The organism is Amycolatopsis benzoatilytica AK 16/65 (assembly GCF_000383915.1).
Taxonomy (GTDB): Bacteria; Actinomycetota; Actinomycetes; order Mycobacteriales; family Pseudonocardiaceae; genus Amycolatopsis; species Amycolatopsis benzoatilytica.
In genome coordinates this window covers 8,518,100-8,531,349 of record NZ_KB912942.1, presented here as the reverse complement: position 1 = coordinate 8,531,349, position 13,250 = coordinate 8,518,100, and the positions used below count along the sequence as shown (strand labels likewise).

The 13,250-nt window shown below is 69.3% G+C and carries 16 protein-coding genes; 8 read left to right on the top strand and 8 right to left on the bottom strand.

Features of this window, described 5'->3' with window-relative positions; translation table 11 throughout:
- Nucleotide 1: 1 nt before the first annotated feature.
- Nucleotides 2-484: a GNAT family N-acetyltransferase gene (locus AMYBE_RS0139925; protein ID WP_020665017.1), complete on the top strand. Its 483-nt coding sequence runs from the start codon at nt 2-4 to the stop codon at nt 482-484.
- A 144-nt stretch (nt 485-628) separates the two neighbouring features.
- On the opposite strand, the gene AMYBE_RS0139920 is transcribed toward AMYBE_RS0139925, so the two are convergent.
- On the bottom strand, nt 629-1,111 hold the full coding sequence (locus AMYBE_RS0139920) for a hypothetical protein (RefSeq protein WP_020665016.1): 483 nt from the start codon (nt 1,109-1,111) through the stop codon (nt 629-631).
- Nucleotides 1,112-1,533: 422 nt separating this feature from the next.
- On the opposite strand from AMYBE_RS0139920, the gene AMYBE_RS0139915 reads away from it, so the two are divergent.
- Entirely contained in the window at nt 1,534-2,460 is a 927-nt protein-coding gene (locus AMYBE_RS0139915; RefSeq protein ID WP_020665015.1) for a diacylglycerol/lipid kinase family protein, read from the top strand.
- Nucleotides 2,461-2,731: 271 nt separating this feature from the next.
- Nucleotides 2,732-2,986, top strand: coding sequence for a WhiB family transcriptional regulator (locus AMYBE_RS0139910; protein WP_009082948.1), 255 nt, complete (start codon nt 2,732-2,734; stop codon nt 2,984-2,986).
- Nucleotides 2,987-3,695: 709 nt separating this feature from the next.
- On the opposite strand, the gene AMYBE_RS46555 is transcribed toward AMYBE_RS0139910, so the two are convergent.
- Complete coding sequence (locus AMYBE_RS46555; protein ID WP_020665013.1) at nt 3,696-4,049, bottom strand: hypothetical protein; 354 nt, start codon at nt 4,047-4,049, stop codon at nt 3,696-3,698.
- A 48-nt stretch (nt 4,050-4,097) separates the two neighbouring features.
- Complete coding sequence (locus AMYBE_RS0139895) at nt 4,098-5,618, bottom strand: sensor histidine kinase (RefSeq protein ID WP_020665012.1); 1,521 nt, start codon at nt 5,616-5,618, stop codon at nt 4,098-4,100.
- A 190-nt stretch (nt 5,619-5,808) separates the two neighbouring features.
- On the opposite strand from AMYBE_RS0139895, the gene AMYBE_RS46985 reads away from it, so the two are divergent.
- Nucleotides 5,809-5,883, top strand: a complete 75-nt coding sequence (locus AMYBE_RS46985) for a 50S ribosomal protein bL37 (RefSeq protein ID WP_098515123.1) — start codon at nt 5,809-5,811, stop codon at nt 5,881-5,883.
- A gap of 62 nt (nt 5,884-5,945) precedes the next feature.
- Here AMYBE_RS46985 and rsrA read toward each other — a convergent pair whose 3' ends face one another.
- Nucleotides 5,946-6,269, bottom strand: coding sequence for a mycothiol system anti-sigma-R factor (gene rsrA, locus AMYBE_RS0139890; RefSeq protein ID WP_020665011.1), 324 nt, complete (start codon nt 6,267-6,269; stop codon nt 5,946-5,948).
- On the bottom strand, nt 6,266-6,892 hold the full coding sequence (locus tag AMYBE_RS0139885) for a sigma-70 family RNA polymerase sigma factor (RefSeq protein WP_027928530.1): 627 nt from the start codon (nt 6,890-6,892) through the stop codon (nt 6,266-6,268). The genes rsrA and AMYBE_RS0139885 overlap by 4 nt, the downstream gene beginning before the upstream one ends.
- A gap of 188 nt (nt 6,893-7,080) precedes the next feature.
- Here AMYBE_RS0139885 and ybaK point away from each other — a divergent pair, with 188 nt between their 5' ends.
- A complete protein-coding gene (ybaK, locus tag AMYBE_RS0139880) occupies nt 7,081-7,560 on the top strand; it encodes a Cys-tRNA(Pro) deacylase (protein WP_020665009.1) in 480 nt (159 codons plus the stop codon).
- A 164-nt stretch (nt 7,561-7,724) separates the two neighbouring features.
- On the opposite strand, the gene AMYBE_RS0139875 is transcribed toward ybaK, so the two are convergent.
- The 3 genes from AMYBE_RS0139875 to AMYBE_RS0139865 form a co-directional block, all read right to left on the bottom strand.
- On the bottom strand, nt 7,725-8,444 hold the full coding sequence (locus AMYBE_RS0139875; protein WP_020665008.1) for a class I SAM-dependent methyltransferase: 720 nt from the start codon (nt 8,442-8,444) through the stop codon (nt 7,725-7,727).
- Nucleotides 8,445-8,579: 135 nt separating this feature from the next.
- Nucleotides 8,580-9,188: an alpha/beta hydrolase family protein gene (locus AMYBE_RS0139870; protein ID WP_020665007.1), complete on the bottom strand. Its 609-nt coding sequence runs from the start codon at nt 9,186-9,188 to the stop codon at nt 8,580-8,582.
- Nucleotides 9,185-9,940, bottom strand: coding sequence for an SOS response-associated peptidase (locus AMYBE_RS0139865; RefSeq protein WP_020665006.1), 756 nt, complete (start codon nt 9,938-9,940; stop codon nt 9,185-9,187). Before AMYBE_RS0139865 ends, AMYBE_RS0139870 begins: the two co-directional genes overlap by 4 nt.
- A gap of 125 nt (nt 9,941-10,065) precedes the next feature.
- On the opposite strand from AMYBE_RS0139865, the gene rsgA reads away from it, so the two are divergent.
- The 3 genes from rsgA to AMYBE_RS0139850 all read left to right on the top strand — a co-directional run bounded on the left by rsgA (nt 10,066) and on the right by AMYBE_RS0139850 (nt 13,250).
- On the top strand, nt 10,066-11,109 hold the full coding sequence (gene rsgA, locus AMYBE_RS43140; RefSeq protein WP_051125052.1) for a ribosome small subunit-dependent GTPase A: 1,044 nt from the start codon (nt 10,066-10,068) through the stop codon (nt 11,107-11,109).
- Nucleotides 11,110-11,400: 291 nt separating this feature from the next.
- Nucleotides 11,401-12,312: an SCO4651 family lipoprotein gene (locus tag AMYBE_RS0139855; protein WP_020665004.1), complete on the top strand. Its 912-nt coding sequence runs from the start codon at nt 11,401-11,403 to the stop codon at nt 12,310-12,312.
- 152 nt (nt 12,313-12,464) lie between these two features.
- Nucleotides 12,465-13,250 (top strand): SCO4651 family lipoprotein, encoded by a 786-nt coding sequence (locus AMYBE_RS0139850; RefSeq protein ID WP_020665003.1) that lies wholly within the window; start codon nt 12,465-12,467, stop codon nt 13,248-13,250.

Below are 13,250 nucleotides of genomic sequence, written 5' to 3'. Positions count from 1 at the left end.
CGTGACCGACCCCCGCGTCCGGCGGATCCGGCCGGACGACGTCGAAGCCGTCGTCGAGCTGGTCTACGCGCTGGCCGAATACGAACGCGCGCCGCAGGAATGCCACCTGACGACCGAACAGCTGCACTCCGCGCTGTTCGGCGAAGCCCCGGCACTGTTCGGCCACGTGGCCGAGGTGGACGGCCAGGTCGCCGGATTCACCTTGTGGTTCTTGAACTTCTCGACCTGGCGCGGAACGCACGGGATCTACCTGGAGGACCTGTACGTCCGCGAGGAACAGCGCGGCTCGGGCCTGGGCAAGGTCTTGCTGGCGACGCTGGCGGCGGAATGCGTCGACAAGGGCTACCACCGCCTGGAATGGTCGGTGCTGAACTGGAACCCGGCAGTCGGGTTCTACCGGGCGCTCGGCGCGCTGCCGCAGGACGAATGGTCCGTGTACCGGCTGACCGACGATCCGCTCAAAACCCTCGCCAAGCAAGCCTGAGCCCCGGGAGCTACCCCACCCGGCCACCCCAATGTGGCATTCGCTGCATCCGACGCACCCAATGTGGCATTCGGTGCGTTAGATGCACCCAATGTGGCATTGGGGCGGTCGGGGCGGGGGCAACCGGGGGGCGAACCTCAGCGGTCAGTCGCGCTCGCGCCGCTCCCGCTCGGCGCGCCGGCCGGCGAGACCGCCGCGCTCCGCGGCCTCTTCCTCGGTCTCGTCCTCGTGCATCCCGAGAGCCCAGGCCCGCGCCGGGCGGCGGAACAGCAGCACCAGCGCAGCCACGCCGCACAGGCCGATCGGCACGCCCCACAGCGGCTGACCGGACGGGCCGAGCAAGTACCAGCCCACGCCGACCAGCAGCAGCGCGACGACCACTCCCGGCGAGCGCGCCCACACCTGGCCCAGCAGCAGGCCCACCGACGCGGCCAGGAAGACCACCGCGAGCACCGCGTAGGTACCGAACTCCGCCCACACGTTGTTGCCCGGAATCGGCGGGTTCGACAGCCCATGCACCAGCAGCGCCACGCCGAAGACCAGCAGCCCCACGCCGGGCAAGCCGGTCAGGACGCCGGCCAGGCGGACCTCGATCGGAGTGGGCGGCGGGGTTTCGGGGTGCGACACGGGAGGCGGCCCTTCAGATGCGGTGCGGGTTCAGGTTCTGCGGGTGCGGGTTTAGGTGCGGTGCGGGTTCCGGTGATGCGGGTGCAAGTGGCGGTGCGGATCCAGGTGCTTTGCGGGAGCACAGCCACCCGACCAGGGCGAGTGACCGTGCGTGAGCACTACCGATCGTATGCCACCCGGTCGGCCGTTTTCGCGCGGCGGCGGAGCCCGGGAAAATCGACCTTGTCGTGGATGAGCGGGCGGTCGGCCCGGGTGCACTTGTCAACGACGAGCGGAGTTTCGCCGTCTGCAGAGGAGGGCCGCCCGGCACAGGTCGACAAGGTCGTTGCCGAGGTCACCGGGCCAGGGACCGCGCTGAGCTTCGCGTCACCTTGTGGCGCAGGAGGTACGCCCGCCGGGCGAAAACCACTTACTCTGCGGTAGTGCGTGCCATCCTCGTCGTGAACCCCCAGGCCACCTCGACCACCGCGGGTGGCCGGGACGTGCTGGCGCACGCGCTGGCCAGCCAGGTGAAGCTCGACGTCGTCGAAACCGACTACCGCGGCCACGCGCTCGCGGTGGCCCGTTCCGCCGCGCGGGACGGCTTCGACCTAGTCGTGGCGCACGGCGGCGACGGCACCGTCAACGAGGTCGTCAACGGTCTGCTCGCCGATTCCGACGGCGCACCGGGAAGTTGCGGCTCGATCCCGATGCTGGGCGTCGTGCCTGGCGGATCCGCCAATGTGTTCGCGCGCGCGGTCGGGCTGCCGGGCGACCCGGTCGAAGCGACCCACCAGCTGCTCACCGCGCTCGAGACCGAACGTACCCGCCGGATCGGGCTCGGACTGGCCGACGGGCACTGGTTCACCTTCAACGCCGGGCTCGGCTGGGACGCCGACGTCGTCGGCCGGGTCGCGAAGCGGCGAGGCAAACAGACCAGCGCCAGCCTCTATCTGCGCGCCGCGGTGCGCTCCTACTTCCGGCCCCCGCTGGGCCGGCCCGCGCTGACCGTGCGGATCCCGGGCGAGGAACCGGCCCAGGCGGTGACGGCGTTCGTGTCGAACACCGATCCGTGGACTTACCTCGGGGAACGTCCGGTCCATCTCAACTCCGGCTGCTCGCTCGAGACCGGATTGGGCCTGTTCGCGTTGAACGGTCTTCGCTTGCCCACCGTGTTCAAGCATGTACGGCAAGCTCTCCTCACCGACAGTGATCAGCATGGCCGGCGTCTGCTCCGTCGCGACGATGTGCCTCTGATCCGCATCGACGCAGCTGAACCGGTCAACTTCCAGGTCGACGGCGACCTCGTCGGGCAACGCACCCGGGTCGAGTTCCAGAGCGTCCCGGATGCACTCACCGTAGTCGTGTGACCAGTCGACCACTGATCGCCCGCGGCAAAGTGTCGCTTGCCGCTCGGCGACGCAAACCCTCCGTTCACCGCATCAGCCTTCCGGCGAGCGGGTCGTTTCAGAATGAAACCGCAGGTCAGAGGCATAGCTCGGCCGGGTGAGCTGACTCACCGATCTTGGCGAAACCCTTGTCGAACGCGGTGCTTCGTGAAAGCATTCACAAGCACCCAAAAACACGACCGCCACTACTGTGGCGCGGCCCTCCCGCGTCACTGTGAAGGAGCTCACGAACATGGACTGGCGCCACGACGCGGCCTGCCGAGACGAGGACCCCGAGCTGTTCTTCCCGGTGGGAACCAGCGGTCCGGCTCTGTTGCAGGTCTCCGAGGCGAAGGCCGTGTGCCACCGCTGCCCCGCAGCTTCCGACTGCCTGGCCTGGGCTCTGGCCAGCGGCCAGGACGCCGGCGTCTGGGGCGGAATGAGCGAAGACGAGCGACGCGCGCTCAAGCGCCGCCGTACGCACATCGGCACGCGTACCACCGCCTGAGCCTTTACGGCTCAGCTGCACCACCCACGCTCAACAGCACCACCACTCGAACCGGACTCTCGCCCGGCGGACACTGCCGTGTCCGTGCCGCACATGGCGACATCTACCCGGTTTGAGCGTAACAACCGAGGTCGGCCACCCTGCACCCGGGTGCCGCCTCGCCCCGGACTACTCAAGTCCTCCCGCGGAACGTTGAACGGGCCGGTACCGCTCCATCTGGTACCGGCCCTTCATCGTGCCCACTGTCTTCCGTGTGTCCGGGAAGGGAGCTTCGAAGGTTCTGATTCCCGCGAGTTCCCTTCCTGGACGTTCCAGCTCAGACGTTCAGCGCCCACCGCACATAACGCTCGCTCCCGCTGAATCCGCCTCGTTCTAAAATCCTCGGCGCTCCCTGCGCGCACGCCGAATCGACCGACGCGCTGGCTTGGCCGGATCCGTGTTCGCCGGCCGCGCGCATCCGATCGCGGCACTGCCGAGTCCGTGATTCCGATAAGCGGGACGAGTTCCGACGACCATGAAATGCGCGTCGCGGATCCCGGTCGTCTCGGTGTCGGCTTCCCAGGACCGCGTCAGCACGAGACTCGCCGCGCCACCAGTTGCCTTGTCCCGCAGCAGAAAACTGATCTCCGGCTGCATGGCGTGGTTGGCGAACTTGTTCCCCGACGCCTCCGCCGACACCGGCGTCGCGCCCCAATGGTCCAGAAAGGACTCATTCCGGACGAGCCGGAAATCGTCGGCGTTCTCCGCCGACCACCGCTCGGTCGCGAAGCCGTCCGGAATCGGCGCGGTGGCCCCGCCGAGCGGATGCGTGATCCGCTGGAAATAGCGGGCGGGCGCGAACCCGTGCGCACGAAAGAGCTCTGCTGATCTTTTCCGCCTGGTGGATGTCCACGGCGAGTTTCCGCGTCGGATGGTGCAGCGCGTGCACCTTCTTCGCCCCTTCGATCCCCTCCGAGACGAGCCGGGTGCCGCCGATCCGGTCGACGGTTTCGATCGCGTTGAGCAGATCCGCCGACGACTGGGCGTCCGCTTTCGTGAGCGGACGCCAGTGAAGTTCTGGCATGCGCCGAACCGTAGCCCGGCGCAGCGGACCCGTCTCCGGATTATGCGATCAGAGCCGGCGTGACAACGGGATCCGCAGCGCCGCCTCGGTGCCCGGCACCCGGTTGCCCGCCTCGTCGGTGCGCACCTTCCGCAGTGACAGCGACCCGCGCAGTTCCGATTCCACCAGCGTCCGGACGATCTGCAAGCCCAGCCCGTCGCTGCGTTCCAGCGAGAACCCGGACGGCAGTCCCCGGCCGTTGTCGCGGATCAGCACGTCCAGCCAGCGAGCCGACCGTTCCACGATGAGCTCGACCTTGCCCGGTCTGCCCTGCGGGAACGCGTGCTCGATGGCGTTCTGCACCAGCTCGGCCAGCACCATCACCAGCGGCGTCGCGATCTCGGCCACCACCACGCCGAACGAGCCCTTGCGGGTGAGCCCGACTTTCGATTCCGCGGTGGCGACCTCGCCGACCATCGGCAGCACGTTGTCGAGGAGCTTGTCCAGGTCCACTCGCTCGTCCACGGAGATCGACAGCGCCTCGTGCACCATCGCGATCGACGACACCCGGCGTACCGATTCGCCCAGCGCCAGCCGGGCTTCCTCGCTCGTGGTCCGCCGCGACTGCAGCCGCAGCAGCGCGGCGACGGTCTGCAGGTTGTTCTTGACCCGGTGGTGGATCTCGCGGATCGTCGCGTCCTTCGACAGCAGCGCGCGATCCCGGCGCTTCACCTCGGTGACGTCGCGGACCAGCACCAACGCACCGGCCGGCTGTCCGGCCGGGCGCAGCGGCAGTGCGCGGAACAGCACCACCGCGCCGCGCTTCGAGTCGGCCTCGGTGCGGGCCGACGGCTTGCCGTCGAGAGCTTCGATGATCCGGTGCGACACCTCGGTGGCGTCGAACGGGTCGCGGATCAGCGACCGGGTCAGCGGGGCCAACCGCTGACCGACCAGGTCCGATTCGTGGCCCATCCGGTGGTAGGCGGACAGCCCGTTCGGGCTGGCGAACACGACCGTGCCGGCCGGGTCGAGCCGGATCAGGCCGTCGCCGACGCGCGGGCTGGTGTGCGTGTCGGCCTGGTTGCCTCCGGGCGGCGGGAAGGTGCCGTCGACGATCATCTGGCACAGGTCGCCGGCGCTGCCCAGATACGCGATCTCCAGCGGGCTCGGCACCCGCGGCGCGGCCAGGTTGGTCTCGCGGCTCAGCACCGCGATCACCTCGCCGCCGAAGCTCACCGGCACGGCTTCGCGGCGCATCGGCAGGTCGCGGTACCAGTGCGGGTCTTCCTCACGGCAGATTTTCACCTCGCGCATGGCCTTGGCCAGCTGCGGGTGCTCTTCCACGGTGAACCGGGTCCCGACGACGTCCTCGGGGTGCGCGGTGGGCGCGGTGGTGGGCCGCGCGTGCGCGACGCAGACGAAATCTCCGCCGTCCGGGTGGTGCTCCGCGGAGACCGGGACCCAGAGCAGGAAATCGGCGAACGAGAGGTCGGCGAGCAGCTGCCATTCCGCGACGACGGTCTGCAGATGGTCGGCCGCTTCACCAGGCAAGCCGGTGTTTTCGGCGAGGAGATCAGCGAGCGTGGACACGGCTACCGGCCGCCCTCGCGTGCGGTGTGATTCATCCCTGAGCACCTCCTGTGTTCATCCAACCAGAGCGCAGCGGCGGGTGCCGCCGAGGTGCCGCGACCCGCATGCCACACTTGAACGGTTGACCCGTGCCCGGCCGGTGTGTCGAACCCCGGCCCCGGGCCACTCAGCGCACACCGAGGAGAAGAACATGTCGAAGCGCGCCCGCAAGCGTCGCGACCGCAAGAAGAACGGCGCCAACCACGGCAAGAAGCCCAACGCCTGAGTCCGCGCCTGGACACGGCACGGCCCCCGCACCGATTCGGTATGGGGGCCGTCGTCGTCTGGTCAGTCGCTGGTGGTGCGCTGCTCGAAGGTGATCTCGGTGCGTTCCACCGTGATGCCCCCTTGGCTGGCCACGGTCTGCCGGATCGACGCGCGCAGCCGGCTCTTCAGCTCCGCCGGGGCGAGGTCGCCGCCGCACTTGCGGGCGAGCAGGTGCTTGATCTGCTCGTCGATGCCGTACTCCTCGAGGCACGGCGGGCAGTCGTCGATGTGCCGGCGCAGCTCCGCGTCGCGTTCTGGACTGCATTCGCGGTCCAGCAGCAGGTAGATCTCGGCGAGCGCGTCCTCGCAGGGCATCTTCTCCGCGGGCACGTCTTCCGCGCTCATCGTTTCGCCACCTCCTCGCGGTTCCCCCGGATGAAGCCGCGCTCGCGCGCGACGTCGGCCAGCAGGTCGCGCAGCTGGGCGCGGCCGCGGTGCAGCCTGGACATCACTGTGCCGATCGGAGTGTCCATGATCTCGGCGATCTCCTTGTACGCGAAGCCCTCGACGTCGGCGAGGTAGACCGCGAGCCGGAACTCCTCGGGCAGCTTCTGCAGGGCCGCCTTGACGTCGGTGTCGGGCAGGTTGTCCATCGCCTCGACCTCGGCCGAGCGCAGGCCGCTCGAGGTGTGGCTTTCCGCCCGGGCGACCTGCCAGTCGGTGATCTCGTCCGTCGGCTGCTGCACCGGCTGCCGCTGGCGTTTGCGGTAGCCGTTGATGTAGGTGTTGGTGAGGATGCGGTACATCCACGCCTTGAGGTTCGTGCCCGCCTTGAAGGACGCGAACGCCGCGTACGCCTTCAGGTAGGTCTCCTGGACCAGGTCCTCGGCGTCGGACGGGTTACGGGTCATCCGCATGGCGGCCGCGTAGAGCTGGTCGAGCAGGGGCATCGCGTCGCGCTCGAAGCGCTCGGCGAGCTCCAGGTCGTCGGCCGCCGTTTCCGGCGCGGAGTTGGGGGTGCTCGGCAAACCGTTCCCTTCCCGTTCGGCGTCGATGCGCTTGTGCGCATACGGCAGCACCGAGTTTACGCGCGGGTTCGGCAAGCCGGTCCTGGGACGGCTCCTGCCGGATCGGGGAGTAGCGAGCGTGGTGTTCACGGTGTCTTCAACAGAACGTGCCGTCCAAGCATTCCCCGGCGGTTGCCTAGACTCGCGCCATGGCGGGCAAAGGCACTCCGGCGACGGCGCTGCTGCAGAAGCAGAAAGTGGCGCACACCGTGCACACCTACGACCACGACCCGCGCGCCGAGTCATTCGGACTCGAAGCGGTGGAAGCCCTCGGACTCGACGCGGCGCGGGTGTTCAAGACCCTGGTCGCGGACGTCGACGGCAAGCTCGTGGTCGGCGTGGTGCCGGTCACCGGCCAGCTGGACTTGAAGGCCCTCGCCGCGGCCGCCGGCGGCAAGAAAGCCAAGATGGCCGATCCGGCCGCCGCGCAGCGCGCGACCGGTTACGTGCTGGGCGGAATCTCGCCGCTGGGCCACCGCAGCCGGCTGCCGGTGGTGGTGGACAGTTCGGCGTCGGGTTTCCCGACGATGTTCTGCTCGGGTGGACGGCGTGGCCTGGAGGTCGAACTGGACCCGGCCGAACTGGTGCGGCTCACCGGTGCGGTGATCGCGCCGATCGCGGCCGGCTAAGAGCGTGTCTCGTTTGGTGCAGGTGACAGGGCGCGGACCTCGTCCGTGAAGGGCCCCTTGAGGGAATCTGAGTCCCTCAAGGGGCCCTTCCCTTCCCCGACGGCCGATCAAACCTGCCTCCGGAGCAGGTCGGCAGTAGGCGACCGCACCATGCGACACAGGCGCTAAGCGGCTTCCAGCACGAAGAAGAGGAAGCAGAGAAACGCTTCCTTCTCCCCGAATTCTTCGGGAAACCGCTCGCGCGCGCCCGGTGCCGGATACGGTTCGTCGACGACGGCGATGCGGAAGCCGGCGTCGGTGAACGCGGCGGTCATCGCGCGCAGCGGCCGATGCCAGTATTCGAGGACGGCATTCTTGCCGTTGAAGGTGTACTCCTCGGCCCATTTCTCGATGCCGAAATAGTTGCCCTCCGGGCGAACGTACTTGTAGATGTGCGGATGGTTGACGGCCAGCACCAGTCGTCCGCCCGGCCGCAGGACCCGGTGCAGTTCGGCCAGCGGCGCGGCCCAGTCCTCCAGGTAGTGCAGCACCAAAGCCGCGATGACGTCGTCGAACGACTGGTCCTGGTACGGCAGCGGCTGGCTGAGGTCGGCGATCCGCAGGTCCGCGTCCGCGCCGAGCCGCTTGCGGGCCAGGTCCACCATCGTGGCGCTGAAGTCAAACCCGGACACGACCGCGCCCCGGTCGCGCAGCTGGGCGGACAACGGCCCGGCACCGCACCCGGCGTCGAGAATTCTCCGGTCCTTTACGTCGCCCATGAGGTCGAGGATCGCCGGACGGGTGTAGTAGGCGTTGATGAGGCTGCGTTCGTTCTCGACCGCGTAAGCCTCGCCGAAGGTGTCATAGTCGTTGGGAACGAGCTCGCCTGCTTCGGTGGACGTCATGCGCTCCACCATGGCACGAACGAGGCGCGCCACGTGGCGGTTCACGACAGTTGCCCACAGGCTCGACAACTTGTGGACAACTCCGCAAAAAGCGCGCTGACCAGCAGTGATTCCGGTCGAGCCTATCCACAGCCGTCACAAATGCGGCCGTACGATCCTTCCCAGCCACTCCGCCGCCGCCCGGGCCACCGAGTCCAGATCCGCCGACAGCGAGTGGTCCCCGGCGACCACCACGATCTCGTGGTGCGGGGCCGGCGTCGGACGGCCGAACGGGTCCCGCTCCCCTTGGATCACCAGCGCGGGCACCTCCACCGCGTCCAGCTCCGCTTGCCTGGTTTTCTCCGGACGGCCCGGCGGGTGTTCCGGAAAAGCCAGGCACAACACCGCTACCGCCTGCCCGGCCGCAGCCGTCCGGCACGCCACCCGCGCCCCGGACGAGCGGCCGCCGAACACCAGCGGCAAGTCGTCGAACCGAGCCGACACCTCGTCCGCCACCGCCAGCCATGCCGCATCCAGCTGTTTCGCCGGAGCGGGCGCGCGCCGGCCGGCCACCCGGTACGGCTGTTCCACCAACGCCACGTGCACCCCGGCCTCGGTGGCCGCGTGGGCGACCGCCACCAGGTCCTTCGCCCCGATCCCGCCGCCGGCGCCATGGCCGAGCAGCAGCACCGCGTCTCCCTCCGGAGCACAATGCAGCTCGACCCGGGCCGGGCCGTACTCCGTGTCGATCTCCAGGGTGGTCATGGCGCGTCGAACAACGCGTCGACGGATTGCTCGGCTTCCGCGCGCCGCAGCAATTCCGGTCCGTTGTTGCGGACGTTGTTCACCAGTTTCGACACCGGCCGCAGCTCCAGCGATTCGACCACCGCGGGCGGAGCCGGCACCAGCAGTTCGTCCACCTCGGAGCGATCCGGGTCGAGCCAGCCCGCCCAGTTGTCGCGCGGTACGACCAGCGGCATCCGGTCGTGGATCTCGGCGACCTGTCCCTGGGCATCGGTGGTGATGATCGAGAAGGTGATCAGCGGCGCGGCGTCGGCGTCGTCCTTCGGCCGCCAGCTTTCCCAGATCCCCCCGAACGCGAGCGACGCGCCAGAAGGATCCGTCAGATAGAACGGCTCCTTCTCGGTGCCGGTGCGCCGCCACTCGAACCAGCCGTCCGCGGGCACCAGGCAGCGCCGCGACGCGAGCGCGCGCTTGAACGCGGGCTTCTCCTTCGCGGTTTCCGCCCGGGTGTTGATCATCCTCGAGCCGACTGACGGGTCCTTGGCCCAGAACGGCACGAGACCCCACCGCATGATCCGCAGCGACCGCTCGGCCGGTTCGTCTTCGAGCACGAGCCCCTCGGCGTCGCGCGGGTGCCGCTGCACGACGGTGATGACGTTCTTGGTCGGCGCGACGTTGTGGTCCACCCGCGCCCGGCCTTCGGTCAGGTCGACCGCGGCGAACTCCTCGACCAGCTTCGCCGGGTCCTTCGTCGCGGCGTAACGGCCGCACATGCCAACCTCCTCACCGGTGCCTCGCTGGCCATCGTCGCACGCGAACCGGGACCCGCGCGAGCGGCATGGGATCATTCGACCAGGCAAGGACGACGGGCACGGGCGACCGGGAGGACGTGGGCGGTTTGGCGCGAGGCGACTGGAGACGGCTGGACGAATCCGACGTTCGGGTCCGCCCCGGCAAGGGCTCCAGGCCGCGCAGCAAGCGCAGGCCCGAGCACGCCGACGCGGTCACCGCGATGGTGATCGGCAAGGACCGCGGGCGCTGGACGTGCGCGGTCGACGCCGACCCGGACCGGGTGGTGACCGCCATGCGGGCCCGCGAGATGGGCCGGGTGTCGGTGGTGGTCGGAGACATGGTCGCGCTGGTCGGCGACGTGTCCGGCCGGCCGGACACGCTCGCCCGGATCGTCCGCGTGGACGACCGCTCCAGTGTGCTGCGCCGCACCGCCGACGACACCGACCCGTTCGAGCGGGTGGTGGTCGCGAACGCGGCGCAGCTGCTGATCGTCACGTCGCTGGCCGACCCGCCGCCCCGTCCCGGGTTCATCGACCGCTGTCTGGTCGCCTGCTACGCGGGCGGCCTGGAACCGGTGCTCTGCCTGACGAAATCCGACCTGGCCAGTCCCGAGGCGCTGCTCGCCGGATACGCGGGCCTGGACGTCCCGGCCGTCGTCAGCAGGCACGACGAGGAGCCCGAGGGCCTGCGCGAACGACTCGACGGCCGGGTCACCGCTCTCGTCGGGCACTCCGGAGTCGGCAAGTCGACTTTGGTCAACCGGCTGGTGCCCGCGGCGGAGCTGGCGACCGGCGACGTCAGCGCGGTCGGCAAGGGACGGCACACGTCGGTGGCCGCGGTCGCGCTGCCGCTGCCGCTGCCCGGCGGAGGCTGGGTGGTGGACACCCCCGGAGTCCGGTCGTTCGGGCTGGCTCACGTCACCGCGGACGACATCGTGGACGCTTTCGAGGAGTTCGCCGAAGCCGCCGAGGAATGCCCGCCGAACTGCGGCCACCTCGGCGCGCCGGAGGACCCGGACTGCGCGCTGGACGAGGTGGTCTCCGCCGGAAAGGCCAGCGCCGAGCGGCTGACGTCGCTGCGCAGGCTGCTGGTGTCGCGCGGGGGCGGCGGGGAGAAGACGGGCAATGGGGAGATCCGCGCCGAACCGTGATCATCGGCCCCGGCCGGGCGGCGCTGCGGCATGCGTCCGGCGGAACTCCTCCGGCAGCGGGCAAAAGCAGTACCAAACCGTGATCTGGATTCGGTAACCTCCGGCACCCGCTGCCGATAGGCAGTGCGGCAGGACGAACCGGAAAAACCCGCTCCGCGACGGGAACCTTTTTCCGCGGAACGGCGTCAGAGGAACGATCTCTCGAAGTCACCCTGCCACTGGACCGCACGCCGGATCGCGACCGGCGGCACAACGCGGGTACGAGACCGACCTTTCTAGGGGGAAAGACCCATGCGCAAGACCACGACGTTCGCTGTCGCCGCCGGTGCGGCACTGGCGCTCGTGCTGACCGGCTGCGGCTCGGCGGCGGAGAACGGCACCGCCGCTCCGGCCGGCCAGGCGGCCCCGGACAAGAACGGCGGCTCCGCCTCGCCGTTCAGCGACGCGCTCAAGCTGGCCGACGCGGCCAAGCAGGGCACGCAGAAGGCCAAGTCGGTCAAGATGACCATGGAGACGTCCGCCAACGGGCAGACCATGAAGGTCGACGGCGCGATGCGGCTGGACGGCGAGAACTCGGCCATGGCGATGACCATGTCCGCGGGCGCCGCCGGCAACACCGAGGTGCGCTTCGTCGACAAGACGATGTACATGAAGGTCCCGGCCGGGATGGCCCAGCAGTACGGCACCGACAAGCAGTGGCTGAAGATCTCGGCGGACGGCACCGACCCGATGTCGCAGATGCTCGGCAAGATGATGACCCAGTCGGCGTCGCAGAGCGACCCGACGCAGCTGCTCGACCGGGTCGCGAAGACCGGCCGGATCATCAGCGCCGACAAGGCCGACCTCAACGGCCAGCCGACCTTCCACTACAAGGTCGAGCTGGACGTCAGCAAGTCCATCGAAGAGTTCGTCAAGGACATGCCGGCCGAAGTGCAGGCCGAGATGAAGAAGACCATGCAGGGCAAGGACATCAAGATCCCGGCCGAGATCTGGACGGACCTGGACCAGCTGCCGCTGCAGGTCACCATGGACGAATCCGAGTTCCTGAAGAGCATGGGCGGCGCGGCCGCGCAGCAGGCCGCCGCGGGCAACATCACCATCAAGTACACCGACTGGGGCAAGCCGGTCGACGTCGCGGCTCCGCCGGCCGACCAGGTCGCCGACTTCAGCGAGATCATGAAGAAGAAGATGGGCGGGCACTGATCCTCGCCGGTCCTTCCGGGCCCCGGGCCGCTTCGGCTCGGGGCCCGTTTTTTTCGCGCTACTGCCGGTAGCCCGCGTTCCCCCGAACGAGGCGGACCCGTTCGTTGTGCTTGGCTTTGGCTGGTTTTCAGCCGGTCGGAGAGGGTTTCGGGATGCGCGGGACGGTCTTGGCGGGAGTCGCTTTGCTGGCAGTCGCGGCAGGTGGCTGCTCTAGCGCACCGGACCGGTTCACCGACGCGCGGGCGCTGGCCGACGCGGTCACCGCGGCCACCCTGGCCGGGCACACCGCGAAGTTCAGCACCGAAGTCACCACCGGCACGACCGTGTCGCGCGGCCAGGGCCAGGCCCAGTTCGGTCAGGGCGGGACGTCGTTGTCCATGACGACGGACTACGTCGGCGAGCCGCTGGAACTCCGGCTGGCCGACCGGACGCTGTACGCGAAGGTCCCGGAAGCGGCCCGAGACCAGGTCAGCGGGCATCGGGCCTGGGTGCGGATCTCGGCCGACGGCCAGGATTCGTTCTCCCAGGTAATGGGCGGCAGCTTGCTGCAGCTGGCCGAACAGAACGACCCGGCCTACACCGTGGCGCAGGCCCGGACCGCCGGAGTGGTTTCCTCCAGCGACGAAACACAGCTGGACGGCGCGGCCGCGGAGCACTACCGGCTGACGGTCGATTTGACGAAGCTCGGAGCGGAACTGTCCGCCGGAGTGCCGGGCGAGGCGCTGACCCGGCTGGGCAAGCAGGGCGTGACCGTGCCGCTCGACCTGTGGCTGGACGCGCGGCACCGGCCGATGCAACTGGTGCTGGACCTGTCGCCGGTGGCGAAGGCCGTCGGCGGCGGGGTTTCGGTGGTCAAAGCCCGGTACACCGACTGGGGAGCCCCGGTCTCCGTCGGCGCGCCGAACTCGGACGAGATCGGGACTTTCGGGGCCGGGTGA

Coding starts and splice junctions, on each gene's coding strand:
- AMYBE_RS0139910 (WP_009082948.1), top strand. CDS start 2,732: ATGGACTGGCGCCACGACGCGGCCTGCCGAGACGAGGACCCCGAGCTG.
- ybaK (WP_020665009.1), top strand. CDS start 7,081: ATGGCGGGCAAAGGCACTCCGGCGACGGCGCTGCTGCAGAAGCAGAAA.
- AMYBE_RS0139855 (WP_020665004.1), top strand. CDS start 11,401: ATGCGCAAGACCACGACGTTCGCTGTCGCCGCCGGTGCGGCACTGGCG.
- rsrA (WP_020665011.1), bottom strand. CDS start 6,269: ATGAGCGCGGAAGACGTGCCCGCGGAGAAGATGCCCTGCGAGGACGCG.
- AMYBE_RS0139850 (WP_020665003.1), top strand. CDS start 12,465: ATGCGCGGGACGGTCTTGGCGGGAGTCGCTTTGCTGGCAGTCGCGGCA.
- AMYBE_RS46555 (WP_020665013.1), bottom strand. CDS start 4,049: ATGCCAGAACTTCACTGGCGTCCGCTCACGAAAGCGGACGCCCAGTCG.
- AMYBE_RS0139865 (WP_020665006.1), bottom strand. CDS start 9,940: ATGTGCGGCCGTTACGCCGCGACGAAGGACCCGGCGAAGCTGGTCGAG.
- AMYBE_RS0139870 (WP_020665007.1), bottom strand. CDS start 9,188: ATGACCACCCTGGAGATCGACACGGAGTACGGCCCGGCCCGGGTCGAG.
- AMYBE_RS0139875 (WP_020665008.1), bottom strand. CDS start 8,444: ATGACGTCCACCGAAGCAGGCGAGCTCGTTCCCAACGACTATGACACC.